This is a genomic window from Rhizomicrobium sp. (assembly GCA_037200045.1).
Taxonomy (GTDB): domain Bacteria; phylum Pseudomonadota; class Alphaproteobacteria; order Micropepsales; family Micropepsaceae; genus Rhizomicrobium.
The window spans coordinates 1,228,841-1,250,801 of the sequence record JBBCHM010000002.1 but is presented as its reverse complement, the minus strand read 5'-3'; the positions used below and the strand labels follow the sequence as shown (position 1 = coordinate 1,250,801).

At 66.4% G+C, this 21,961-nt stretch carries 21 protein-coding genes; 14 read left to right on the top strand and 7 right to left on the bottom strand.

Translation table 11 applies throughout. The annotated features are described in order from the left end of the window. The first annotated feature begins 69 nt into the window (after window positions 1–69). Both WDM86_21250 and WDM86_21245 read left to right on the top strand, forming a co-directional pair. A complete protein-coding gene (locus WDM86_21250; GenBank protein MEI9992546.1) occupies window positions 70–801 on the top strand; it encodes an SDR family oxidoreductase in 732 nt (243 codons plus the stop codon). A gap of 64 nt (window positions 802–865) precedes the next feature. Next, window positions 866–1,288 carry an alpha/beta hydrolase fold domain-containing protein gene (locus WDM86_21245; protein ID MEI9992545.1) on the top strand — a complete coding sequence of 141 codons (423 nt, stop codon included), beginning with the start codon at window positions 866–868 and terminating at the stop codon, window positions 1,286–1,288. 15 nt (window positions 1,289–1,303) lie between these two features. Here the strand turns inward: WDM86_21245 and WDM86_21240 are convergent, their stop codons facing one another. Beyond that, complete coding sequence (locus tag WDM86_21240) at window positions 1,304–2,065, bottom strand: SDR family oxidoreductase (GenBank protein MEI9992544.1); 762 nt, start codon at window positions 2,063–2,065, stop codon at window positions 1,304–1,306. Window positions 2,066–2,197: 132 nt separating this feature from the next. Between WDM86_21240 and WDM86_21235 the strand changes: the two genes are divergently transcribed. Then, the gene (locus tag WDM86_21235) at window positions 2,198–3,124 is read left to right on the top strand and encodes an AraC family transcriptional regulator (GenBank protein ID MEI9992543.1); all 927 of its coding nucleotides are present in this window, start codon (window positions 2,198–2,200) and stop codon (window positions 3,122–3,124) included. A 14-nt stretch (window positions 3,125–3,138) separates the two neighbouring features. Here WDM86_21235 and WDM86_21230 read toward each other — a convergent pair whose 3' ends face one another. From WDM86_21230 to WDM86_21215, 4 genes are read right to left on the bottom strand one after another with little or no spacing between them, the layout of a single operon-like run. Then, window positions 3,139–3,642 (bottom strand): nuclear transport factor 2 family protein, encoded by a 504-nt coding sequence (locus tag WDM86_21230; protein ID MEI9992542.1) that lies wholly within the window; start codon window positions 3,640–3,642, stop codon window positions 3,139–3,141. Window positions 3,643–3,644: 2 nt separating this feature from the next. Next, complete coding sequence (locus tag WDM86_21225) at window positions 3,645–5,117, bottom strand: aldehyde dehydrogenase (GenBank protein MEI9992541.1); 1,473 nt, start codon at window positions 5,115–5,117, stop codon at window positions 3,645–3,647. Further along, window positions 5,118–5,885 carry a hypothetical protein gene (locus WDM86_21220; GenBank protein MEI9992540.1) on the bottom strand — a complete coding sequence of 256 codons (768 nt, stop codon included), beginning with the start codon at window positions 5,883–5,885 and terminating at the stop codon, window positions 5,118–5,120. It abuts the gene before it with no gap. Continuing rightward, window positions 5,882–7,078 carry an FAD-dependent monooxygenase gene (locus WDM86_21215; protein ID MEI9992539.1) on the bottom strand — a complete coding sequence of 399 codons (1,197 nt, stop codon included), beginning with the start codon at window positions 7,076–7,078 and terminating at the stop codon, window positions 5,882–5,884. The genes WDM86_21220 and WDM86_21215 overlap by 4 nt, the downstream gene beginning before the upstream one ends. Before the next feature lie 200 nt (window positions 7,079–7,278). Between WDM86_21215 and WDM86_21210 the strand changes: the two genes are divergently transcribed. The 3 genes from WDM86_21210 to WDM86_21200 all read left to right on the top strand — a co-directional run bounded on the left by WDM86_21210 (window position 7,279) and on the right by WDM86_21200 (window position 10,727). Continuing rightward, window positions 7,279–8,490 carry a class I SAM-dependent methyltransferase gene (locus WDM86_21210; GenBank protein MEI9992538.1) on the top strand — a complete coding sequence of 404 codons (1,212 nt, stop codon included), beginning with the start codon at window positions 7,279–7,281 and terminating at the stop codon, window positions 8,488–8,490. A 56-nt stretch (window positions 8,491–8,546) separates the two neighbouring features. Beyond that, complete coding sequence (locus WDM86_21205) at window positions 8,547–9,872, top strand: MFS transporter (protein ID MEI9992537.1); 1,326 nt, start codon at window positions 8,547–8,549, stop codon at window positions 9,870–9,872. 93 nt (window positions 9,873–9,965) lie between these two features. After that, the gene (locus tag WDM86_21200; GenBank protein MEI9992536.1) at window positions 9,966–10,727 is read left to right on the top strand and encodes an IclR family transcriptional regulator; all 762 of its coding nucleotides are present in this window, start codon (window positions 9,966–9,968) and stop codon (window positions 10,725–10,727) included. A gap of 4 nt (window positions 10,728–10,731) precedes the next feature. Here WDM86_21200 and WDM86_21195 read toward each other — a convergent pair whose 3' ends face one another. Beyond that, complete coding sequence (locus WDM86_21195; GenBank protein MEI9992535.1) at window positions 10,732–11,682, bottom strand: alpha/beta hydrolase; 951 nt, start codon at window positions 11,680–11,682, stop codon at window positions 10,732–10,734. A gap of 172 nt (window positions 11,683–11,854) precedes the next feature. Between WDM86_21195 and WDM86_21190 the strand changes: the two genes are divergently transcribed. The 7 genes from WDM86_21190 (at window position 11,855) to WDM86_21160 (ending at window position 20,596) form a co-directional block, all read left to right on the top strand. Beyond that, window positions 11,855–13,324 (top strand): FAD-dependent oxidoreductase, encoded by a 1,470-nt coding sequence (locus WDM86_21190; GenBank protein ID MEI9992534.1) that lies wholly within the window; start codon window positions 11,855–11,857, stop codon window positions 13,322–13,324. After that, window positions 13,321–14,145, top strand: coding sequence for an alpha/beta hydrolase (locus tag WDM86_21185; GenBank protein ID MEI9992533.1), 825 nt, complete (start codon window positions 13,321–13,323; stop codon window positions 14,143–14,145). Before WDM86_21190 ends, WDM86_21185 begins: the two co-directional genes overlap by 4 nt. Before the next feature lie 4 nt (window positions 14,146–14,149). Further along, window positions 14,150–14,743, top strand: a complete 594-nt coding sequence (locus WDM86_21180; GenBank protein MEI9992532.1) for a glutathione S-transferase family protein — start codon at window positions 14,150–14,152, stop codon at window positions 14,741–14,743. A 300-nt stretch (window positions 14,744–15,043) separates the two neighbouring features. Then, complete coding sequence (locus WDM86_21175; protein MEI9992531.1) at window positions 15,044–17,386, top strand: TonB-dependent receptor; 2,343 nt, start codon at window positions 15,044–15,046, stop codon at window positions 17,384–17,386. A gap of 71 nt (window positions 17,387–17,457) precedes the next feature. After that, on the top strand, window positions 17,458–17,754 hold the full coding sequence (locus tag WDM86_21170) for a hypothetical protein (GenBank protein ID MEI9992530.1): 297 nt from the start codon (window positions 17,458–17,460) through the stop codon (window positions 17,752–17,754). A 2-nt stretch (window positions 17,755–17,756) separates the two neighbouring features. Further along, window positions 17,757–19,733 (top strand): NAD(P)-binding protein, encoded by a 1,977-nt coding sequence (locus tag WDM86_21165; protein MEI9992529.1) that lies wholly within the window; start codon window positions 17,757–17,759, stop codon window positions 19,731–19,733. A gap of 11 nt (window positions 19,734–19,744) precedes the next feature. Continuing rightward, window positions 19,745–20,596 (top strand): SDR family NAD(P)-dependent oxidoreductase, encoded by an 852-nt coding sequence (locus WDM86_21160; protein MEI9992528.1) that lies wholly within the window; start codon window positions 19,745–19,747, stop codon window positions 20,594–20,596. A 13-nt stretch (window positions 20,597–20,609) separates the two neighbouring features. Here WDM86_21160 and WDM86_21155 read toward each other — a convergent pair whose 3' ends face one another. After that, window positions 20,610–21,008 carry a heme-binding protein gene (locus tag WDM86_21155; GenBank protein ID MEI9992527.1) on the bottom strand — a complete coding sequence of 133 codons (399 nt, stop codon included), beginning with the start codon at window positions 21,006–21,008 and terminating at the stop codon, window positions 20,610–20,612. A gap of 71 nt (window positions 21,009–21,079) precedes the next feature. On the opposite strand from WDM86_21155, the gene WDM86_21150 reads away from it, so the two are divergent. Then, a complete protein-coding gene (locus tag WDM86_21150; protein ID MEI9992526.1) occupies window positions 21,080–21,898 on the top strand; it encodes a GntR family transcriptional regulator in 819 nt (272 codons plus the stop codon). Window positions 21,899–21,961 lie beyond the last annotated feature (63 nt).

The following is a 21,961-nucleotide window of genomic DNA, read 5'->3' as shown; positions in this document are numbered from 1 at the left end:
CGCGGATGGATCGCATTTCGCGCATCGCCTCAATGGACGCCTGGCCTCCATTTTTTCAGGAGACGAACCATGACGGATGCAACCATGTCGCTCGCGGGAAAGCGGGTGGTCGTGATCGGCGGAACGTCGGGGATCGGCTTTGCCGTCGCCGCGCTGGCGCGCGAGCTGGGAGCGGCCGTGGTCGTCGCGTCGAGCAAGAGCGCCAGCGTCGATGCGGCCATCGCGCGCCTGGCCGGAGCGAGCGGCGATGTCGTCGATCTGAAAGACGCGGCCAGCATCTCCGGCTTCCTGGACCGGCTCGATCCTTTCGATCATCTGGCGATCACCGCGGGCGATTTCGATCGGAGGGTCTTTGCCTCGACCGAGGACCTCGATCTCGCCTTCGCCCGCGAAGCCTTCGAGGTGCGTTTCTGGGGATCGCTCGCGATCATCAAACATGGCCGCCGCAAGATCGCTCCGGACGGCTCGATCACGCTGACCAGCGGCATGCTCGCCCATCGCCCGTCGAAGGGCTCTCCGCTTCCCTCCGCCGTGGTCGGGGCCGTGGAGCATCTCGTTCGCAGCTTGGCCGTCGATCTCGCGCCGCTGCGGATCAACGCGGTTTGTCCGGGGCTGACCCTGACCGGACTTATAACGGAGAGGCCGGGCAGCGCGGGGCGCATCGCGGCGGCCACGGCCGGCTTGCCCTTGCCGCGGGCCGCGTCTCCCGCCGAGGCCGCCACGGCCTATATCTATTTGATGCTGAACGGCTACGTGACCGGCCAGAGTCTTCCCGTGGACGGCGGCGGCTTGCTGGTCTGACGCGGCAACGCTCTGCTCCGTGGGTTTCTTGAACGCGCGCCGCGCCAATACAAGCGCGGTCTGCTTGTCGAGCACGGATACCGGCGGCCGGATGCCGGACCGGCTGGCGCTCATCGCCGGAACGCTCGATCACGTCTCGATGTGGGACCGGATCGGCATCGACGATCTCATCTGCACATGGGAGGCCTTGCAATATTCCGTCGACAATTACCTGCCCCCGTTGCACAGCGCCGCCGATCCGGAAGTCTCGCCCGCATTCGCTCCGACGGCGTTGCTGAAGAAATTTCCGCCCACGCTGCTGCAGGTGAGTTCGGTCGAAGCCCTCGTCTTCGACAGCAAGCGGTTCGCCGACCGCCTCGAAAAGGCGCGCGTCCGGGTGAACCTCAGCCTCTGGCCGGATGTCCCGCACGTGTGGCACGGCATGTTCAGGCTCTTTCCCGAGGCCCATGCGGCGCTCGGCGAAATCGCCGACTTCATCAACCGGTGACCGGGACCGTTCCGATCAAAGCGCCATGCCGCCCGAGACCTCGATGCGCTGGGCATTGACCCAGCGGTTGTCGTCGGAGAGCAGGGCCGCGATCATCGGACCGATGTCGTCGGGCTGTCCGACCCTGCCCAGCGCCGTCGCCTCGGCGACAAATCTGTTGATCCCGGGATTGTCGCGCACCATGCCGCCGCTGAAATCGGTTGCGATTGCGCCGGGCGCGACGGTGTTGACGGCAATGCCCCGCGGCCCGAGTTCCTTGGCGAGATAGCGGGTCAGCACTTCGACGGCCCCCTTCATGGATGCGTAGGAGCCGCTCCCCGGCATGGCGAAGCGGGTCAGGCCGGACGAGATATTCACGATCCTGCCGCCATTGTTGAGCAGCGGCAGAAGCTTCTGCGTCAGGAAGAACACGCCCTTGAAATGCACGTTGTAGAGGCCGTCCAGCTCCTCCTCGGTCGTCTGGTCGAACGCGTTGTGGTGGGACGTGCCGGCATTGTTGACGAGGAAGTCGAAGCGTTCCGCGCCCAGCTCCGCCAGCGCCGAGCGGACGTTCCGCACGAAATCGTCGAACGACCGGACCTTGCCCGTGTCGAGTTGCAGGGCGACAGCTTTGCCGCCCGCCTCCCGGACCGCCGCGACGACCTTGTCGGCTTCCGCGCGATTGGCGTTGTAGGTGAAGACCGAGTGGACGCCGCGCCGGGCGAGACTGATCACGGTATTGCGGCCGAGGCCGCGGCTTCCGCCCGTGACGATCGCGATCTTTGTTCCTGCGGACATGGTGTTCTCCTGGTTGCTTGAGCCGGAATATGCTCATCCGCCTCGCGGGACGGAATACCGAAAGTCGCATACTTCTTGCCTAATCCTGCCCGGATGCCTATCTGCGCAAGGTTGGAGCGGAAAGGCACGGACATGGCGGAAACGCTACTGGAACTCGTCACCCGTTATACGGATGCCCAGATTGGCGAGAGCCCGTTCCAAACGGAGATCGACGGCCTGGCCATGTTGCGGTCGGACTACGAGAAGCGTCCAAGCCACTTTGTGCACAAGCCCGCGCTCTGCGCGGTCCTCCAGGGCACCAAGTGGACGATGTTCGGCAGCAACCGGATCGTCTACCGGCCGGGCCAGGCTGTTGTGGTCGGCGTCGAGATGCCGGCTGTCGGCCGGGTCACCGAGGCCAGTCCAAACGCGCCGTTTATCGGCGTCGCCGTCGCACTCGATGTCGCCGCGATGCGCGACGTCCTGGAGTCGCTGGGCGCGCCGCCAGCGGCAAATGGCGAGGTCGGAAGCGGGGTCTTTGTCGCGGATTTCAGCGGACCGTTGGAGGACTGCATGCTGCGCTTGGTGCGTCTGCTGGGCGAGCCGGCGGCGATTCCGATCCTTTATCCCGCGATCATGCGCGAGATCTGCTATCGGCTGTTGACCGGGCCGCATGGCGCCGAAGTTGCGCGGATGACGCTCGGCCATGATCATACGCATGAGGTGATCGGCGCGGTTCATGCGCTGCGCAATCGTTTCGCGGAGACCCTGCGGATCGACGAGCTGGCCGCCATCGCGAAGATGAGCCCATCCGCGTTTCATCGCCAGTTCAAGGCGATTACGTCGATGACGCCGCTGCAATACCAGAAGCAGATGCGGTTGCTGGAAGCACGCCGGCTGATGGCTGCCGAGGCCGTCAACGTCGAGGCGGCGGCGCGTCAGGTAGGTTATGAAAGCCCGTCGCAGTTCAGCCGCGAATACGCTCGCATGTTCGGGATGCCGCCGAGACGGGACATGTCCTCATTGCGGGATGGTGCGCACAGGATTGCCCCGCGCGCGCAAGCGGCGAACCCGGCCTGATCCGTGGCGGACTTTCAATATTTCACGCCCTTGGCGGCGAGGCGGCGGTGGATTTCCGGATCGACGGCGTCTTCATGGGCTCTGCGCAGCTGCACGATGGAGGCGAGAGGGCACTCCACATAATGGAAGGCGCGCCAGCCTTCGGGCTTGCGCCGCAGCGCCATGGTGATCCGCACCGGGCCGCCAAACGGCTTGGGATACAGCCGCGAATTCGGGATGTAGGTGCTCCAATTGCAGTGAAAGAAGGCGATCGTCACGTCGGGTGAACCGGCCACCACCGTCAAATCGCGCCAGGTCAGAAGCCGTTCCGACTTGGAACGGTCCACGCCCCAATAGCCCAGGATGGCGGGCCAGCCGATATGCGGCTCGTTCTCCTCGGCGAGGTAGATCGGCGTCTGTTCCTGTTCGTCCCACAGCGCCTTCATCGCCGGCACGTCATACTTGTTCCATGCCGCGAAATAGGCATCGAGAAAGGCGGTGATGTCCTTGTGCAACACGGCCGTCGGATCCTCCGCCATGGTCACGCCGTCGCGCCCAGCTTGCGCAAGGCGATCGGCCGGCGCGGAATGCTCACCGATTTCTGCCGCGTATAGAACGCCTCGCAGGCCTTGCCGCCCTCCGCGCCGACGCCGGATTCGCGCACGCCGCCGAACGGCGCGCGCAGTTCGCGCATCATCGGGGTGTTGCACCATACGATGCCGCTGGAGAGCACTTCCTGCGCTTCCATGATCGTGGCGATGTTCTGCGACCAGACATAGCTGACGAGGCCGAAGCGGCTGGCATTGGCGATGGCATAGGCCTCCTGCGCCGTGTCGAAGACCATCAGTGCCGCGAAGGGACCGAAGATCTCGTCCTGGCAGACGCGGCTGTCGTTCGAATCGGCGATCACCGCGGTCGGCTCGTAGTAATAGCCGCGGTCGAAGCCCGCCGCGCGTTTGCCGCCGGTCAGGAGCTTCGTGCCGCTCGCGCCCGCCGCGGGCACGAAGCTCGCGACATGGTTGAAGTGCACCTTCGAGGAGAGCGGGCCGATCTCGGTCTCTGCATCGCGCGGATGGCCGATGCGGATGGCGCGCGCCCGCGCCACGAAGGCTTCGATGAAGCGATCGGCGATGGCGCGCTGGACCAGGATGCGCGAGCCGGCGAGGCATTGCTGGCCGTTGTTGGTGAAGATGCCGAGCAGGGCACCGTCCAGCGCCTGCTCGAAATCCGCGTCCGCGAAGATGATGTTGGCGGACTTGCCGCCCAATTCCATCGTCGTCGGCTTCAGCCCGGCGCCGGCCGCCGCCATGATCGCCTTGCCGGTGCGCGTACCGCCAGTGAAGGAGATGAGATCGACATCCGCATGCCGTACCAGCGCGTCGCCGACCGTCTGGCCCCGGCCGTTGACGAGATTGACCACGCCCTGCGGCAGCGCGGCCTGGAGAACCTCCACCGCGCGGGTTATCCCGAGCGGCGCCTGCTCCGAAGGCTTGACGACACAGGTATTGCCGAAAGCGATGGCGGCGGCGATCTTCATCGTGCCGAGCGCGATCGGCGCGTTCCAGGGGGCGATCAGGGCGGCGACGCCGACCGGCTCGCGGCGGACAAGCGTCAGATAGTCCGGGTTCTGCTCGTAAAGCTCGCCCGCCGACTGGCCGATATAATCGGCGAAGAAGCGGAAATTGTAGCCGGCGCGGGCGATCTGGCGGGCGCGAATCTGGCTCAAGGGAATTCCGGTATTGGCGGATTCGAGCGCCGCCAATTCCTCGCTCGCCGCGTCGATCAGATCAGCGCAGTGGCGCAGGACCTGCTGGCGCGCTTCGCACTCCATCTTTCGCCAGGGGCCGTGTGTAAAAGCCGCGCGCGCGGCCGCCACGGCGCGCTCCACCGTCGCGGCATCGGCTTCGGGTATCTCGGCGATGATCTCCTCGCTCGCCGGATCGATGACGGACAGCACGGGGCCAGCGGCGGTCAGGCTCTGCTGGTCGATGACGGCGGAGACGGCAGCGGACATTCAGGATATTCCCGGTTGGTTGGCATGGGGCGTGGTGGCGGCGGCACAGCGCGCGCGCCAGCGTTCGAAGTCCGGCTCGCCGCCGAGGCCGAGCCGCTGGCATAGGCTCGCGGCCAGGCAATAGTTCGAGGACAGAAGCGGCGGACCGGGCGGCGGCGAGGCGAGCACCGGCAGGGTCGGCATGCCGGTCCCGCTCAGAAGGATCGCGTCGACGGACGCGTCCTTGAGCCGGTCGAGCGCCTTGCGCGCGTCGGCGCTTCCCAGCGCATAGATGCTGCGGGTGTCGGCGCTGCCGGTCTCGATCCGGATCGTCTCGGCGACGTCAAATCCGCTTTGGGTCCAGAAACTGGCGGCGGCGTGCGACAGGGCGGGCGGGTAGGGCGTGATGAGCGCGATGCGCCGGGCGCGCAGCCGCGTCAGTTGCTCCGCGATGGCCGCCGTCGCCGTGACGATCGGATAGCCGAAGCGGCGCTCGGCGGCGGCGACGATTTGCGCCTCTTCGCCGACCAGATAGGACGAGGCGGTGCAGCCGAAGCCGAACACATCGGGCTTCAGCGCGTCGAAGCGCGCGAGGTACTCCTCGATGCCCTCGAGATAGGCGGCCAGCCTCATCAGGGGATCGGCGATCGGGCTGGTGAGGCGGACGGTCGCGCAGGCGACGGAGGGCGGCAGGAGGATCGCCATTTCCGCCTCGACGGTCGGATTGGCCTGCGGCGTGCCGATTCCGACAACGCCTGCCTTGCCGTAATCGTAGGCGCCCCTGGTCATGCGATCGCCGCCGCGCGTTGCAGTCCGGCGATCATGGAGGAGCGCATCAGATAGTCCCGGCTGGCTGCCGGATCGGCCACCGTCTGCTGCAAGGCGCGCAGCATGTCGCGCCGCTTGCCGTGATCGCGCTCCTGCATGCGAGCCCGGTTGCGATCCGCCTGGATGAGAATATCGGCCTCGGCGACCGGCCGGCGCCGCCTGGTGTAGCGGTCGAGCAGCGCGAGCGGCGCGCCGTTCCACACCTGCGCCAAGGTCGCGGTCAGTTCCAGCGCATCGTGGATGCCGCCATTCATCCCCATGCCGCCGGAGGGCGAGTTGAGGTGGGCGGCGTCGCCGGCCAGAAGCACGCGCCCGGCGCGGAAATCGTCGGCGATACGCATATGGATGCGATAGGCGCGGATCTCCAGCACCTCATAGCCGGCGGGATTGGGCACAACGACCTGCAGCTTGCGTTCGATGCTGTCGCGCTCCATTCCCTGCTCGACGGTTTCGCCGGGATCGGGATAGAGGCTGCAGCGCCAGATCGCCGGCAGCCGCAGCAGGCTGAAAGTGCCGGTCTCCTTCCACACATAATTGACGTTGGACAGATGCGGCAGGTGGTCCTGGAATGGGAACGGCGTGGTCGCCAGCACCGTCACCTCGGGATAGGTCTTTCCCTCCAGCGTCATCCCGGCCTGTTCGCGCACCGCGCTGCGCGCGCCGTCGGCGCCGATCAGGAAACGGCCGGTCAGCGTCACCGGCTCTCCCGTGGCGGCGCGGGCGGTGATGCGCACGCCGTCGTCGTCCTGCGCGACGGTTTCGAGCCGCGTGCCCATGCGGATGTCGGCGCCCAGGCCGATCAGGCGATCCATCGCCAGCCGGCACAGTTTCGACTGCTCGCATTGCAGGCGGTAAGGATGGCGTGTCAGATCGGCGATCGCGGCAAGATCGAACTCCGCGCGCTCATGGGTTTCGTGCAGCCGGATCTGCCAGGTCGGCGTCTTCAGGCCCATGGCGATCAGCGGCGCCGCCAGGTCGAAGTCGTCGAGCATGTCGAGCGTCGGCGGATGGAAGGTCGAGGCGCGCAGATCCTCGGCCAGCGCCGTCTCGGCTTCGAGCAGCACGAACGGAATGCCGCGGCGATGCAGCGAAAGCGCCGCCATCAAGCCGACCGGTCCGGCACCGACGATGATGACTTGATTTTCCGGTGCCAAAGATCGCTTCCCTCGTCCGCGCATTTGTATTAGATATAGGTCTATTGGAATGCGCAAACGGATTCTGGCGTGCCATGGCGGCTGACAATGACCGTGGAAATGCAGAGCGCGCGGAGCAGAGGGCGACGCAACGCTTTGTCACATGGAGCGTCGTTCCGAATGCTGGAACGGTTGGAATGCCTTCGCGGCGGGAGTGATCGATGTCGAATGCACTGCGCATGACCATGGGTGGCCGCAACGACGCCATCCCCGATATCGAAAGCCTGGCGCATCCGACGTTTGACGAGTTCGCGCGCCAGCGTTTCTGCAGCGCGCTGCGCCGCCACGCCATTCGCGACATGGCCGATGCGACCGAGACGGACTACGCGGAGAATGTGAAGCCGGCGCTGGAAGCGAAGGACGCTGTGCCCAAGACAGCGCGCGAGATCGATGCGGCGATGACCGGGCGCGATTCCTACCGCTTCTACAGCACGGTCCGCTACAACGCGCAGGAGATGTGCTATCTGTCGGTCCAGGCGCCGATCGAGCGCGCTCTGCCGCAGATGATCGATGTGGCGCGCGCGGCCCAGGCGCGCAATCCGGCCGGCGGGTCGGTGCGCCTCGCGCCCGATCTTGAGATTCCGCGCTATGTCAGCGCGCTGGATGTCCATCTGACCCCGGGCTGCTTCCACACCGAATATGTCGAGGACGATGTCGCCCAGGGTGCGGTCGTCAGCCTGGGCTCGCGCGTCTTCACCGCCAATATGAACCACCGCGCCTGGGGAGGCGTGGCGCGGGTGATCAGCCGCTGGATCAAGGCGACCTATCCCGATTTCAAGCCGCGGCGGATGCTCGATATCGGCACCAGCTCGGGCAAGAATCTGATCCCCTATCTGGAGGCCTTTCCTGGTGTCGAGGCCCATGGCGTCGATGTCGGCGCGCCGCTGCTGCGCTATGGCCACGCGGTCGCCGAACATGAAGGCGTGCCGATCCATTTCAGCCAGCAGAACGCCGAGGCGATGGATTTCCCGGACGGCCATTTCGACCTGATCGTCTCGAGCTTTTTCTTCCACGAGATCTCGGTGAAGGCGACGCGCAAGGTGCTGGCGGAATGCAACCGGCTGCTCGCGCCCGGCGGCCTCATGGTCCACCAGGAACTTCCGGCCACCGGCCTCGTCGATCCGTGGGAGGACTATTTCTGGAATTGGGACACGCAGAACAACAACGAGCCCTATTACGCGGCCTTCCGCGCCGAGGATCCGGTCGCGCTGTGCGCGGCGGCGGGGTTCGATCCGAAGAATTCCTTCGCCATGATCCTGCCCGACATCGGCGCCTATCCCGACCGCGCCCAGGCCTTCGCCTGGGACGAGCCGGGCCGGCCGATGCACGGCAAGGGCGGCTGGTACGTGTTCGGCAGCCGCAAGCCCGCTTGACCGCTCCAGGCATGTGATTTCGCGAAACCGGGTCGGGCCGATCCGGAATGAGGGGTGTGGCTTTGCGTCCGGATTCGAGCAGTTCTCTTTACAAGTGGTACGTCGTCTCTCTGCTGCTGCTTGTCTACATCCTCTCCTATTTCGACCGGTACATCCTCTCGCTCGTCATCGAGCCGATCAAGCACGCGATGCATCTGTCCGACTTCCAGGTCGGATTGCTGCTCGGCCCGGCCTTCTCGCTCTTCAACATGATCGTGGTGATCCCGCTCGGCTGGTACGCCGACCGCGCCAGCCGCAAATGGCTGTTGATCGCGGGCATCGTGTGCTGGTGCGGCATGACGAGCGCGGCGGCCTTCGTGGCGACTTTCGTGCCGCTGCTCCTGCTGCGCCTGGGGTTGGGCCTCGGCGAAGCGGTGGTGACGCCGGGCTCGCTGTCGCTGATCAGCGATTATTTCGACCGCAAGAGCCGCGCGCGTCCGATCAGCATCTACATGGCCGGCACCTATCTCGGCGCGGGCCTGGCGTTTCTCATCGGCGGCCATCTGGTCGGCTGGCTCCAGGGCTTGAGCACGTTCCACCTCTGGGGGATCGGTCCCTTCCAGTCCTGGCAGGCGGCGTTCCTGCTGGTCGGCCTGCCGGGCATCGTGTTCGCCGCGGCGATGTTGACCGTCCGCGAGCCGCCGCGCACCGAAACCTCGAACCGCGGGGCAGGGGGCGCCACGCCGCTCGCCGTCCTGCGCTACATGAAAACGCAATGGCGCGGTTTCGCCGTGCTGTTCCTGGGGTCGAGTTGCAATTTCGCGCTCAGCACGCTGACGCTGTGGAACGTGCCGCTGTTCGAACGGGTCTGGGGCTGGCATATCGCCGCCATCGGCACCGCGACGGGTGTGTTCTATTTCATCGCCGGTCCGATCGGAACGGTCGCGGCGGTGTGGTGCTCGCGCGCCCTCGGCAAGAACGGCCATGACGGCGCGATGCGCACGCTGCTGCTCGGCCTGTTGATCGCGATCCCGACCAGCGCGCTCTATCCCGTCATGTCGAACGCCATGGTGGCGGTCGCGATCATGTTCTTGGCCTTCGTCGGCAAGGCGATCGCCACCGCGGCCGGCCCGGCGGCGCTGACGCTGATCACGCCCGGCGAAATGCGCGGCCAGTCGGTCGCGCTGTTCACCACGGTGATCACCGTCGTCGGCCCCCTGCTGGCGCCGCCGCTGATCGGTCTCGCGATCGACGCGACGGGCGATCCGCGCTCGATCGGCGTCGTGTTGTCCTGCTTCGTGCTGATCGTCGGCATCCCGTCGATCGCTCTCGTGGCGCTCGGACTGCGCCACTACCAGCAGGCGGTCACAGCAATGGACGCGGTGGCCGCCGGGGCGGGTTGAAGCCGGTGTCGGCGCGCACCTATAGTGATTCCATCAGCCGTTTCGCCCATCTCGATTCCTGCCCGCCGTCCCGCCCAGCCGAAGTGAGACACAATGGATCAGACGCTCGCCAGGGGGATGGCGCTCCTCGAAATCCTGTCCGCGGCGGACCGTCCGCTCGGCGTCTCCGATCTGGCGCGCCAGGCGCGCACGACCAAGAGCAGCACGCACCGCTATCTGCAGACCCTCGTGCAGCTCGGCTATGCCGCCAATCGCGAGGGTCAGTACGCTGCCACGCTCAGGGTCTGGCATCTGGGCAGCCGCGTTATCGAGCGTCTTGATTTGCGCCGCGTGGTGCGCCCGATCATGGACCGGCTGGCGCAATCCACGCTGGAGACGGTGCATCTGGCGATCTTCGATGGCCTGGAGATCTGCTACATCGACAAGGCCGAGGGCGTGCATTCGATCCGCGCCTATGCGGAGATCGGCGGGCGCGCCCCGGCCCATTGTGTGTCCGCCGGCAAGATCTTCATGGCCTTCCATCCGCCGGCGCTGGCGGCGGTGCTGGAGGCGCCGCGCCGCCGCTTCACGCAGCGCACGATGACGGACAAGGCGGCGATCCGCCGCGAAGCCACCGCCGTGCGCCAGCGCGGCATCGCCGTCAATCGCGGCGAATGGGAGCCGGATGTCTGCGGCATCTCCGCGCCGATCTGGAATGCCGACGGTCAGCTCGCCGCGGCCATCGGCCTGACCTTGCCGTCGCTCCGCTTCACCGCGGCCAGCCGGCAAAGGCTGAGCGACAGCGTCCGCCACGCGGCGCGGGAGGCCTCCCATGCGCTGGGCGCCCCGTCCGAACAGCAAGCCGACGTCGCCTGACGGCCTATCGTTTGACGCTCGCCATGAAGTCCGCCGCCATGGCGGCCCACAGATCGGGGTGGCCCATCATCATATGCGCCGTGCCGTCCGAGAACTGACGATAGCGGAAAGCCGGATAGAGCTTGGCCGCGCGCAGGTCCATCGCGTGCAGCGAATCCAGCGCATCCGACAGGACGAGCACCGGCACGCGGATCGCCGCGAGGTCGCGCGCCATGTCGTTGCGGAAGACGGCGATGTGGGCGATGTCGTTGACGCCCGCCTGATAACGGTTGAGCACCGACCAATTGGTCGAGACAAACGCATGCGGCTCGCCGCCCGCATAAGGCTTGATGTAGCGGAAGTAATCCGAGAGATGGCTGCCATCGGGTTTAAGCTCGAAGGATTGTTCCGGCGCGGACAGCCGCTGGGCACGCTCGGCGTCGGTGTAAAGCGGCGTGCCATGCAGGATGACGCCCGCCACGCGGTCGGGATGGCGCGCCGCCAGCGCGGCGGCGATCGCCGCGCCGGTGTGATGGCCGGCGACGACGACGCGCTCGAATTTGAGGGCATCGAGCACGGGAATGAGGTTGTCGGCATAGTCCGCGATCGTCGGCGCTCCGGCCGGCGGATCGGACATGCCGTAGCCCGGCGTATCGACCGCCAGCGAGCGGATATTTCGCGCGGCGAGGCATTCCTGCACCCCGGCGAACTCGATCAGCGACCACGGCGTCTGGTGCAGCAGCAGGATGACCGGCGCGCCGGAGGGGCCGATCAGGCGGTAATGCACCTGGCCCATCGGCGTCGCGACATAACCCTTGCCGCCCGCCAGCACGCCATTGCCGATCCAGGCCGTGCTCTGCGCGGCAGCCGGATCGCAGGACGGAACCGCGGCCGCCGGCGCGATGCTCGAGAGCGCGATAAGAAGGGCGGCGATACCGCCCGTGGCCGGCAAATTCCTGGCAAATCCCAGCCGCATCGCAATCCCTTCCGTTCGCTCCCGGCCCTGCGCCGATTCGCGCGGCGGGAATTGATATAATACTAGAACATTTTGCGGCATCATCGCTTGACGGCGCGAATTTCGCAAACCTAGTGTTGTTGTCATGGAACGCTGTTCCGATATTCGGAACGGCAGCGGCTGAGTGGAGTTCATGGCCGGACAGCAACACAATGCCGGCGGCGCGGCGCCCAACGGCGCGCCCTTCGATCTGATCGTCGTCGGCGCCGGCTCGGCCGGCATGCCGACGGCCCTGTTCGCGGCGGAGCGGGGCGCGCGCGTGCTTCTGCTCGACCACGCGCCGGCGATCGGCGGCTCGCTGTGGGTGGCGACCGGACAGATGAGCGCCGCCGGAACGCGCCTGCAAGCCGAGCGCGGGATCGCGGATTCGCCGCAGCTCCATTTCGACGACGTGATGCGGATCAGCCGCGGCACCGCAAATCCCGATCTCGTGCGCCTGGCGGTGACCAACGCGGCGCAGACCTTCGACTGGCTGCTCGATCAGGGCTTCGCGCCGCTGCCGGAGCATCCGGTGAAGGGTTTCGGCCACGAGCCCTACAGCGTGCCGCGCTACTATTGGGGCGAAAAGGGCGCGCTCAGCATCAAGGACGTGCTGGTGCCGCTGGTGGAGCGCGCGGTCGCCGCCGGAAAGATCACGCTGCGGCTCGAACACGAGGCCACCGGACTTCTCACCTCGCCGGATGGCGCCGTGACAGGCGTCCGCGCGCGCGATCGCGACGGCGACGAACACGAATTTTCGGGCCGCTTCGTCGTACTGGCCTGCGGCGGCTACGCGGCCAATCCGGCGCTGTTCGAAGAGCTGAACGGCTATCCGCAATTCAATGCCGGACCTTATCCCTATGGGCGCGGTGCCGGGCTCGGTCTCGGCCAGTCGGTCGGCGGCTATGTCCGCGGCGCGGAAAACATCTTCATCAATTTCGGCACCCTGTTCGATACCGACGAATTTCCCGCCAAGGCCATCGGCCGCGTCGAGCATTTCCCGGAGCGGCGCCAGCCCTGGGAAATCTACGTCAACGTGAACGGCGCACGCTTTATCCGCGAGGATATCGAAAGCGTCGATGCCCGCGAGATGTCGCTGCTGCAGCAGCCGGGCTACCGCTACTGGATCGTCTTCGACCAGGCGATCCTGGACCGCGCGCCGCCGATCGTCGTGGGCTGGACGCGCGAGCAGATGCGCGAGGCCTTCGCGCGCGGCGGCCCGGCATTCCTGAGCGCCGGCTCGCTCGACGCGCTTGCGGTGTGCGCCGGCATCGGCGCGCAAGACCTTGCCGCGGCGGTGGAAGGCTACAATTACGGCGTTCGGACGGGGAACGATTTCCTCGGCCGCGTCCATCGCCCCGCGCCGATTTCGACGCCGCCCTTCTATGCAATCCGCATGCAGGCGAGCTCGATCTCGAGCGCGCTCGGTCTCGCGGTCGATGCGGGCCTGCGGGTGATCCGTCGCGACGGCAGCCCTGTTCCAAATCTTTATGCGGCGGGCGAATTGCTCGGTTCGAGCCAGACCATGGGCAAGGCGGCGTGTGGGGGCATGATGGTGACCCCGGCGCTGACCTTCGGCCGGCTGCTCGGCCAGCATCTCATTCCGCTGGAGACCCGCGCATGACCCTGCCCATCTTCGGCGCCTTGCCCGGCGAAACGCGCGGCTATGTCGCGACGCGCCACGGCCAGATTCACTACCGCAAGCATGGCGAGGGAACGCCGGTGCTTCTCATCCACCAGGCGCCCTGGTCGTCGATCCAGTATCGCCACGCCCTGCCGCTACTGGCCGCGGCGGGCTATTGCGCGATCGCGCCGGACCTGCCGAGCCATGGCATGTCGGACCCGACCGAGGCGCCGAGCATCGAGCTCTATGCCGATGCCATGGCGGCATTCTTGGACGGCCTGGGGATCGGCCAGGCCGCGGTCGTCGGCCATCACGGCGGCGCACTGGTCGCCGGGCGCCTGGCGGCGCGGCATGGCGGCAAGGTCCGCGGCATCGTCCTCGACAACGCGCCGCTCTATACGGCCGAGCAGCGCGCGGAGCGGCTGAAGCGTTTCAGCGATCCGCAGATTCTCGAGCGCGACGGCCATCACTTCACCGACCGCTGGGCGCTGGTCCGCCGCATCGGCGACCCGCAATGGAGCGACGAGACCGTGCATCTGTCCCTTGTCGCCTATTTCGCCAATGGCCCATGGAAGGAACAGTCTCACTGGGCCGCGGCGAACTACGACTTCGCGCCCGACGTGGCGAAAATCGCCTGTCCGGCGCTGGTGATCGCCAGCCGCACCGACCCCGTCTATCCGTCCGGCGTCGCGCTTCTCGCGCTTCAGCCCGCCTGGTCCTACGCCGAGCTGCCGGGCGGCGCCGGCATGGTGTTCGACCGCGTCGGCGAGTGGTGCGTGCCGGTTCTTGAATTTCTGGCGTCCCTGCCGGGGAAGGGCTGAATCGATGACAGTGGAGATATTCGGCAAACCGTCATCGCGCGCGCGCCGTCCGCTCTGGGTGGCCCGCGAACTCGGTATTCCGGTCGAGAACATCGTGCCCGAGCCGGCCGAGCTCAAGGGCCCGGCTTACCGGGCCATCAATCCGAACGGTCGCGTGCCGGCGCTGCGCGACGGCGAATTCAAGCTGTTCGAATCGTTCGCGATCGGTCTTTACCTGGCGAAGAAATACGGCCTCGGCACGCTCTATCCCGAAGGGGCCGAGGACGAAGCGCTGGTCTGGCAATGGACGCTGTGGGCGTTGAACGAGGTCGAGCGGCTTCTCGTGACCTGCCTGATGGAGCGCGTCGTCAAGCCGGCCGACGCGCGGGACGCGGCGGCGGCGGACGCCGCGGAGCAGGCGCTCGCCGCGCCGCTGACGGTTCTGCAAGGCGCGCTCGATAGGGCGGAATGGCTGGTCGGGAGCGGCTTTTCGATCGCCGATCTCAATGTCGCGGCGATCATGGCGCTAGCCCGGCCGGCCCGCGTCGATCTCGCACCCTATCCGTCGGTGGCGCGCTGGCTGGAGCGTTGCCTGTCGCGGCCGACTTACCCCGTGTGAACAGAGTCGCAAAGAAGACACGCTTTACGAAAAACATTCGACGCCGATGACAGATCGATGATGACAGATTTGTTCTTTTGATATATCATTAGTACAAATCGAATGTTGATCCGGCGGATTGAAGGACAGCCAGGCGACAGAGCGCGGTTTTGCTCCCGCGCGCGACGCGGGCCGCGATCGAAGGGCGCGACATTCGACATCGCTGTGGCAGGGCGACCGCCTTGTCCCGGCACAAAGATTGGGCCGTCGGGGGCTCGCAGGGACAACGAAGTTATTTCTTGAGGGAAAAGGGGTTTGCGTATGAGTTCTGCGTATCGGTCAAGGAAGATCGGCCTCGCCGCCGGTCTGGGGTTCTTGCTCTCTTCCACATCGGTCCTGGCCCAGGCGGCGCCGGTCAGTACCGTGGCGCCGTCCGACTCCACGGCCGCCGGCGGCCTTGAGCAGGTCATCGTCACCGCGCAACGCCATGCGGAGGATCTCCAGAAGGTCCCGCTCGCGGTCAGCGCCTTCACCTCGCACGATCTGGCGGATCGCCAGATCACCAACGCGCTGGATTTGGTGCAGTACGTGCCGAACCTGATCGGCCACAACAACACCGCGCTCGGCACCGCGAATACCTATTCGATGCGCGGACTGAACAACACCGAGTCGATCTCGACCTTCGACGTTCCGGTCGGCACCTATATCGACGACATCTATCTGTCCCGCCAGGGCGCGAACAATTTCTCGATGTTCGACGTGGACCAGATCGAGGTCCTGCGCGGTCCGCAGGGCACGCTGTTCGGGCGCAACACCACCGGCGGCGCGATCAATGTCATCCTGAAGAAGCCGGGCGACCAGCTGACCGGCTTCCTCGAGGCTGGCTACGGCGCCTATAATCGTACCCAGGTGCGCGGCTCGGTCGACGTGCCGCTCGCCGATGGCGACATCTTGACCAAGGTATCGGGCTACTACACCAACGCCGACGGCTATGTGCACAATCAGACCACCGGTCAGCTCGAAAACGGCGACCGGGAATGGGGCGGGCGTGTTGCCGTCCGCCTGCCGCTCGACGCCAACTCGACCTGGGACCTGGCGGCGAACTACACCTACGCCAACAATTCCAATCTGGTGAACTTCTACGACCCGAAGAAGGGCGAACGCGTCGACTACACGCCGTTCTTCACCAACAAGGCGATCGGCGCGGCCCTCGTTTCCGCCGGCCTGGCCGACAACACGCTCGGCGACACCACCAAGACCTACACGATCAGCTCGAACTTCGAGACGGTCGTCGCCGGCGCGACGGTGAATTTCATCACCGGCTATCTCAGCACCGATCTGGACTATATGACCGACAGCTTCGACGGCCTGTCGAGCGCCTCGGTCGTGCTCAACGGCGTCGACTTCGTGTCGGGCTCGCGCGGCTATTCGACGCCGCTCGTCAACGACAGCTGGAGCCACCAGTTCACGCAGGAGATCAAGGTCACCGGTAGCGGCTTCCACGACTTCCTCACCTACGTGGCCGGCGTCTATTACCTGAACGAGCGCAACTGGACGAACTTCGCCAACATCACGGTCCCCTTGACCGGCCCATCGCTGGTCAGCGCCGACCGCGTCATGACCAACGGTACGGAGTCGTATGCCGCCTATTTCCAGGGCGACTTCCACATCACCAGCGACCTGACCTTCACCGCCGGCGCCCGCTGGACGCATGAAGCGAAGGATGTCGAGTATCAGCCCAATCCCAACCCGCTCGCGCGCTCCTCGGCGGCCAATCAGCCGTTCTCGACGCAGGACGTGGTCAATCTGGGCATTCCGGTGAAGATGAACGCCGATGTGCTGACGCCGCGCTTCGCGCTCAACTACCAGATCACGCCCGATGTCATGGCGTTCGCCTCGGCGACGCGCGGCTTCAAGTCCGGCGGCTGGAACGCCCGCGCCTACGATGCGGGCAACGTTCTTCCCTTCAACAAGGAGACGATCTGGTCCTATGAAGGCGGCGTCCGTTCGGAATGGTGGGACAATCGCGTCCGCGCCAACCTGACAGGCTTCTACTACGTAGACGCCGACAACCAGTTGCCGGCCGGCTATGTCGATCCCAAGACCGGGCTGATCAGCTATCTGATCCGCAACTACGCCGATCTCGCGGATTACGGCGTGGAAGGCGACTTCACGGTCGAGCCGATCGACGGCTTCAACATCTTCTGGGACGTCGGCACGCAAAGCGCCCGGTTCCAGAACATCGCCGCCTCGGTCGTCACCCAGATCGCCAACTGCAAGAAGGGCATCACGGCCAACAACTGCAACGCCGGCATCGTGACGCCCGCCGGCACGATCGCCGATCCGACGCGCGCCCCGTCGTTCACCTCCACCCTGGGCACGAACTACACCTTCCTGCTCGGGTCGGACTACAGCCTCACGCCGAACGTCGCCTGGAACTATGTCGCGGGAACGTGGGTCTCGACCTCCAACGATCCGAAGGGCTATCAGCCGGGTCACAGCCTCTTCAACGCGGGGCTCACGCTGCGCGACGAGGTGAACCACTGGTCGCTCACCGGCGAATGCAACAATTGCTTCGACGACACCTACAAGACCTCGTTCCTGATCTATCCCTACCTCAACGATCCGGGGACGTGGATGATCCGGGCGCGCTACGACTACTGATAACCGCACTCCAGCATGGGGAAGCCGCTTCGGGCTTCCCCATTCGGGCCGCGATGGCATAGGCTCTGACGATGAAGCGGCTTAATCCTGATGAAGTGAAACTGCCGCGGGTGGCCAAGGGAAAACGGCCACGGTTTTTCGACGATCCTGCGGTCGACCAGATGATGACGTTCGTCCTGGAACTGATGACCGAAGTCTCCGTGCTGCGCGACCGGCTGGATACGGTCGAGAGATTGCTGGCGGAAAAGGGCACGGTCCGGCGCGGCGATGTCGAGGCCTATCGCGCCGACGACGCGGTCGAGGCCGAACGGGCCGCCTGGCGCCAGGCTTTCATCAAGCGTGTCCTGCGCATGCACGCGCCCGACTGAATGTGACGAGCTATCCGCATCTTTTCTCTCCGGTGCGGGTCGGTGCGCATGTGCTGCGCAACCGCATCGTCCATGCCTCGATGTCGACGCATTACGCCGATCGCGGCGCGGTCACCGACAGGTTGGTCTCCTATTACGTGAACCGCGCGAAAGGCGGCGCCGCGCTGCTGGTGACCGAGCCGATGGGCATGCTGCGCTCGCAGCGCCTGCCGACAAGGCCGCAGGTGCTCTCCGGCGAGAATGCCGCCGCATTGGCGCGCTGGGCCGATGCGGTGCGCGAAGCGGGCGGCCTGATGCTGGGCCAGATCCAGGACAATGGCCGCGGCGTGCGGTCCGGCTTCCGCAATCCCGATGCGATCGGCGCGTCGGCCTTGCCCGATGATTTGAGCTGGACGGTGCCCCACGCGCTCGAGACCGACGCCGTGCGCCGGATGATCGACGAGTTCGTCTATTCCGCGGCGCAGCTCAGGACCGCGGGCTTCGCGGGCGTCGAGATCTCGGCCGGCCATGGCCACATCTTCCATCAATTTCTTTCGGCGCGCTCGAACCGGCGCGAGGACCGCTATGGCGGCGACCTCGAAGGCCGCGCGCGGCTCCTGACCGAATTGATCCTCGGCCTTCGCCAGCACTGCGGTCCCGATTTCATGATCGGCGTGAAGCTGCCGGCCGAGGACGGTTTGCGCGACGGCATCGATCTGGAGCAGGCCGCGCGGATCACGGCGCTGATCCATCGTCTGCGGGCGGTGGACTATCTCACCTATTGCTGGGGCGCGCATGCCGACACGCTGTATGAGCATCTGCCCGACCTGCACGGGCCCCGCATGCCCTATGTCGGAAAGATACACGCGCTCGGCCGCCACGCGCCCGGCATTCCGCTGGGCGCGCTGGGGCTGATCACCGATCCCAACGAGGGCGAGCGCATCGTGCGCGACGGCCTCGCCGACCTGGTGATGCTGGGGCGGCCGCTGGTGACCGATCCGGCCTGGGGCGTGAAGGCCTATGAGGGTCGCGAGGCGCAAATCCGCTACTGCGTCTCGTGCAACACCTGCTGGCACATGATCACCGTGGGCCGCGGGCTCCTGTGCGACAACAATCCGCGCGTCGGCGCGCCGGATGAGGCGGACTGGACACCGGCGCCCGCGCCGGTACGGCGCCGCGTCGTAATCGTGGGCGCCGGCATCGCCGGCATGGAGGCGGCGTGGGTCGCCGCCGCGCGCGGTCATGACGTCACCGTGTTCGGCGCCTCGCAAGAGCCCGGCGGCAAGGCGCGGCTGCATGCGCTCCTGCCCGGCGGCGAAGCGCTGAGCAGCATCTACGACTATCAGGCGCTTGCGGCGTGGCGCCATGGCGTGCGCTTTCGCGCCGGCGAATTCGCGGATGCCGACGCCGTGCTGGCGCTCGCGCCCGATGTCGTGGTCCTTGCCACCGGCTCGCATGGCGTCTGGCCTGATTTTCTGCCCGTCGAGTATCGCGGCGAGGGCCTCTTCCCCGATATACGCGAGGTGGCCACGCTGTTCACGCGCACCGCCGCCCGCCAGTCGGGCACGGCGGTGATCTACGATCACGATCAAACCGCTTTCACCTATGCGACCGCCGAATTGTTGGCCGCGCGCTTCGAACGCGCCGTGCTGCTGACGCCGCGCGAGCGACTGGCGGCGGAAGAATCGATCGTGCTGCGCCAGGGCGTCTACGCCCGGCTCTATCGCAAGAACATCGAGATCGTGACTTCGGTCGAGCCGCTCGCCGCGTCGCGCTTCGACGAGGGCGAGGTCGCCTATGCGAATATCTTCAACGGCCGCGAAGCCGTGGTCCAGGACGTATCCCTGTTCACTTATGCGACGGCGCGCATGCCGGACGACGCATTAGCCGCGCCTTTGCGCGCCGCTGGTATCGATGTCCGGCTGATCGGCGATTGCCGCGCGCCGCGCACCGTGCTCAGCGCGACTGCCGAGGGTTACCGCACAGCCATGGAAATCTAAGGAGCCAAGCGATGTATTCCGATCTCGAAGGAAAAGTGGCGGTCGTGACCGGCGCCGGCCGGCACAAGGGCCTTGGCGAGGCGATCGCCCGCCGGCTGGCGGAGGAGGGCGTGCGCGTCGTCATCCACGACATCGGCAAATCGGTGGGCGACATGGCGCCCGCCCATGGCGTAGGCGCGACGGCGGAGATGGAGGAGGTCGCCGCCGAGATAAGGCGCGTCTCGCCGCATGTCTCGACCTTCCAGGCCGACATGCGCGCGGAAAGCGAAGTCGCGGCGCTGATCGGCCATGCCGTCGCGCATTTCGGCCGGCTCGACATCCTCGTGAACAATGCCGGCGTCGGCTATCTGTTCGGGCCGCTGATCGAGGCGACGCAGGAGCGCTGGGACACCGTGCTCAACGTCAATCTGCGCGGCGCCTTCTTCGCGATGAAATACGCGGCGCGGCAGATGATCGCCCAGGGCGTGCAGGATCGCTGGGGCGCGGGGCGCATCGTGTCGGTCGCCAGCCGCGCGGCGAAGTCCGGCTCGGCGCTCACCTCGTCCTATGTCGCATCCAAGCACGGTCTGGTCGGGCTGACGCGCTCGGCGGCGATCGAGCTCGGCGTCCACCAGATCACCGTCAATGCGGTCTGCCCCAACCACGTCACCACCGGCCTGGGCGCCTGGCAGAACGAGTTCATGGCCAAGGCGCGCGGCCTGTCGGTCGACGACTATCTGAAGGCCATGCGCGAGCGCATCCCGCTCGGCCGGGTGGGCGAGGTCGACGACGCCGCCAATGCCTGCGCCTTCCTGTGCTCGGGCCAGGCCCGCTACATCACCGGCGAGGCGATGAATGTATCCGGCGGCGAAGAGATGCATTGATCGGCCAGCGGCCTCAGCCGAGCGCCGCGAGGCCCGCGCGCGCGATCTCCTCGTCCTGTTCCGGCCGGCCGCCCGATATGCCGACGCCGCCGGCGCAATGGCCCTGCACGAGGATCGGCAGCCCGCCGGGCATCGGCAGATATTCGGTCAGGCGCAGGATCTCCGGCTCGTTGCGGACCCGATCGGCCAGGACCTTGCTCGGCGCGCGCATCAGGGCGGCGGTGCGCGCCTTGGCGCTCGCCACGGCGGGCGTCATCAGCCCCGCGCCGTCCATGCGCTCGAGCCGGAGCGCATAGCCGCCGTCATCGACCACCGCGATCGAGACCGACAGTCCGGCGGCGGTCGCCGCGGCCCGGCATGCGTCGAGAATCGCTCCGGCATCGTTCGATTCGAGCATGGGCTTGGTTTTCATCGGCCAATTCTCCTTTCCGCTTGCGGAGGTCGAGGAATAGAGTGCAAAAACCGCCGGTTGGCGGGGAAAGCATGATTCATCGCAAGAAGCGTATCGAGAGGCCGGCGTTGCAGAAGCCGAAGGGGGACAACAACGCCGACGCGGTCGACCGGATGCAGGCGGTCCCGCTCTACCACCAGATTTTCATGCAGCTGCGCGAGGAAATCACCAGCGGGGAGCGCGCCCACGGCTCGCGCATGCCGACGGAGCAGGAACTGGCGGCGAGCTATGGCGTTTCGCGCATCACCGCGCGGCGGGCGCTGGCCGAGCTTGCGGACGCCAACCTCGTCGCCCGCCAGCGCCGCGTCGGCACGACCGTGATCTTCGAGACGCCGGTGCGCCCGTTCCAGGGCAATCTGGACACCGCGCTGGAGTCGCTGCTGAATTTCGGCCGCAGCACCCAGGTCAGGCTGCTGGAGCTGGAAACCGTCCCCGCCAGGCCGCCGATCTCCGACGCCCTGCAGGTGGCACCGGAAACGCCCGTGGTCCGGGTGGTGCGCGTGCGCTGGCTCGAGGACAAGCCGCTCGGCTATTTCATCAGCTTCATTCCGGCGTCCCTGGGCGTGTCGCTGACGCGCACCGCGCTCAAGACCACGCCCATGCTGCAACTGATCGAGGAGGCGGGCGTGCGCATCGGCGCGGCGACGCAGACGATCTCCGCCACGCTGGCCGATTCGGTGCTGTCCGCGGCGCTGGGCGTCGATATCGGCTCGCCGATCCTGCGCGTCAGTCGCACGGTGTTCGACAAGGACGGCCGCCCGGTCCAGCACATCCTCGCGCAGTTCCGCCACGACCGCTACCAGATCAAGCTCGATCTCAATTCGGCGCGCATGGAGCCGCAGATCATCTAGGCGGGCCGGATCGAAAATCGCGCTGTTCCTTGCGTCGCTCCATTTGTTATAATTATAATATCA

Bases quoted from the DNA above. Each gene is read 5' to 3' on its own strand.
- WDM86_21195 (MEI9992535.1), bottom strand. From the start codon at position 11,682: ATGCGGCTGGGATTTGCCAGGAATTTGCCGGCCACGGGCGGTATCGCC.
- WDM86_21210 (MEI9992538.1), top strand. From the start codon at position 7,279: ATGTCGAATGCACTGCGCATGACCATGGGTGGCCGCAACGACGCCATC.
- WDM86_21160 (MEI9992528.1), top strand. From the start codon at position 19,745: ATGTATTCCGATCTCGAAGGAAAAGTGGCGGTCGTGACCGGCGCCGGC.
- WDM86_21185 (MEI9992533.1), top strand. From the start codon at position 13,321: ATGACCCTGCCCATCTTCGGCGCCTTGCCCGGCGAAACGCGCGGCTAT.
- WDM86_21250 (MEI9992546.1), top strand. From the start codon at position 70: ATGACGGATGCAACCATGTCGCTCGCGGGAAAGCGGGTGGTCGTGATC.
- WDM86_21170 (MEI9992530.1), top strand. From the start codon at position 17,458: ATGAAGCGGCTTAATCCTGATGAAGTGAAACTGCCGCGGGTGGCCAAG.
- WDM86_21150 (MEI9992526.1), top strand. From the start codon at position 21,080: ATGATTCATCGCAAGAAGCGTATCGAGAGGCCGGCGTTGCAGAAGCCG.
- WDM86_21240 (MEI9992544.1), bottom strand. From the start codon at position 2,065: ATGTCCGCAGGAACAAAGATCGCGATCGTCACGGGCGGAAGCCGCGGC.
- WDM86_21180 (MEI9992532.1), top strand. From the start codon at position 14,150: ATGACAGTGGAGATATTCGGCAAACCGTCATCGCGCGCGCGCCGTCCG.
- WDM86_21235 (MEI9992543.1), top strand. From the start codon at position 2,198: ATGGCGGAAACGCTACTGGAACTCGTCACCCGTTATACGGATGCCCAG.
- WDM86_21155 (MEI9992527.1), bottom strand. From the start codon at position 21,008: ATGAAAACCAAGCCCATGCTCGAATCGAACGATGCCGGAGCGATTCTC.
- WDM86_21225 (MEI9992541.1), bottom strand. From the start codon at position 5,117: ATGTCCGCTGCCGTCTCCGCCGTCATCGACCAGCAGAGCCTGACCGCC.
- WDM86_21190 (MEI9992534.1), top strand. From the start codon at position 11,855: ATGGCCGGACAGCAACACAATGCCGGCGGCGCGGCGCCCAACGGCGCG.
- WDM86_21200 (MEI9992536.1), top strand. From the start codon at position 9,966: ATGGATCAGACGCTCGCCAGGGGGATGGCGCTCCTCGAAATCCTGTCC.
- WDM86_21230 (MEI9992542.1), bottom strand. From the start codon at position 3,642: ATGGCGGAGGATCCGACGGCCGTGTTGCACAAGGACATCACCGCCTTT.
- WDM86_21175 (MEI9992531.1), top strand. From the start codon at position 15,044: ATGAGTTCTGCGTATCGGTCAAGGAAGATCGGCCTCGCCGCCGGTCTG.
- WDM86_21220 (MEI9992540.1), bottom strand. From the start codon at position 5,885: ATGACCAGGGGCGCCTACGATTACGGCAAGGCAGGCGTTGTCGGAATC.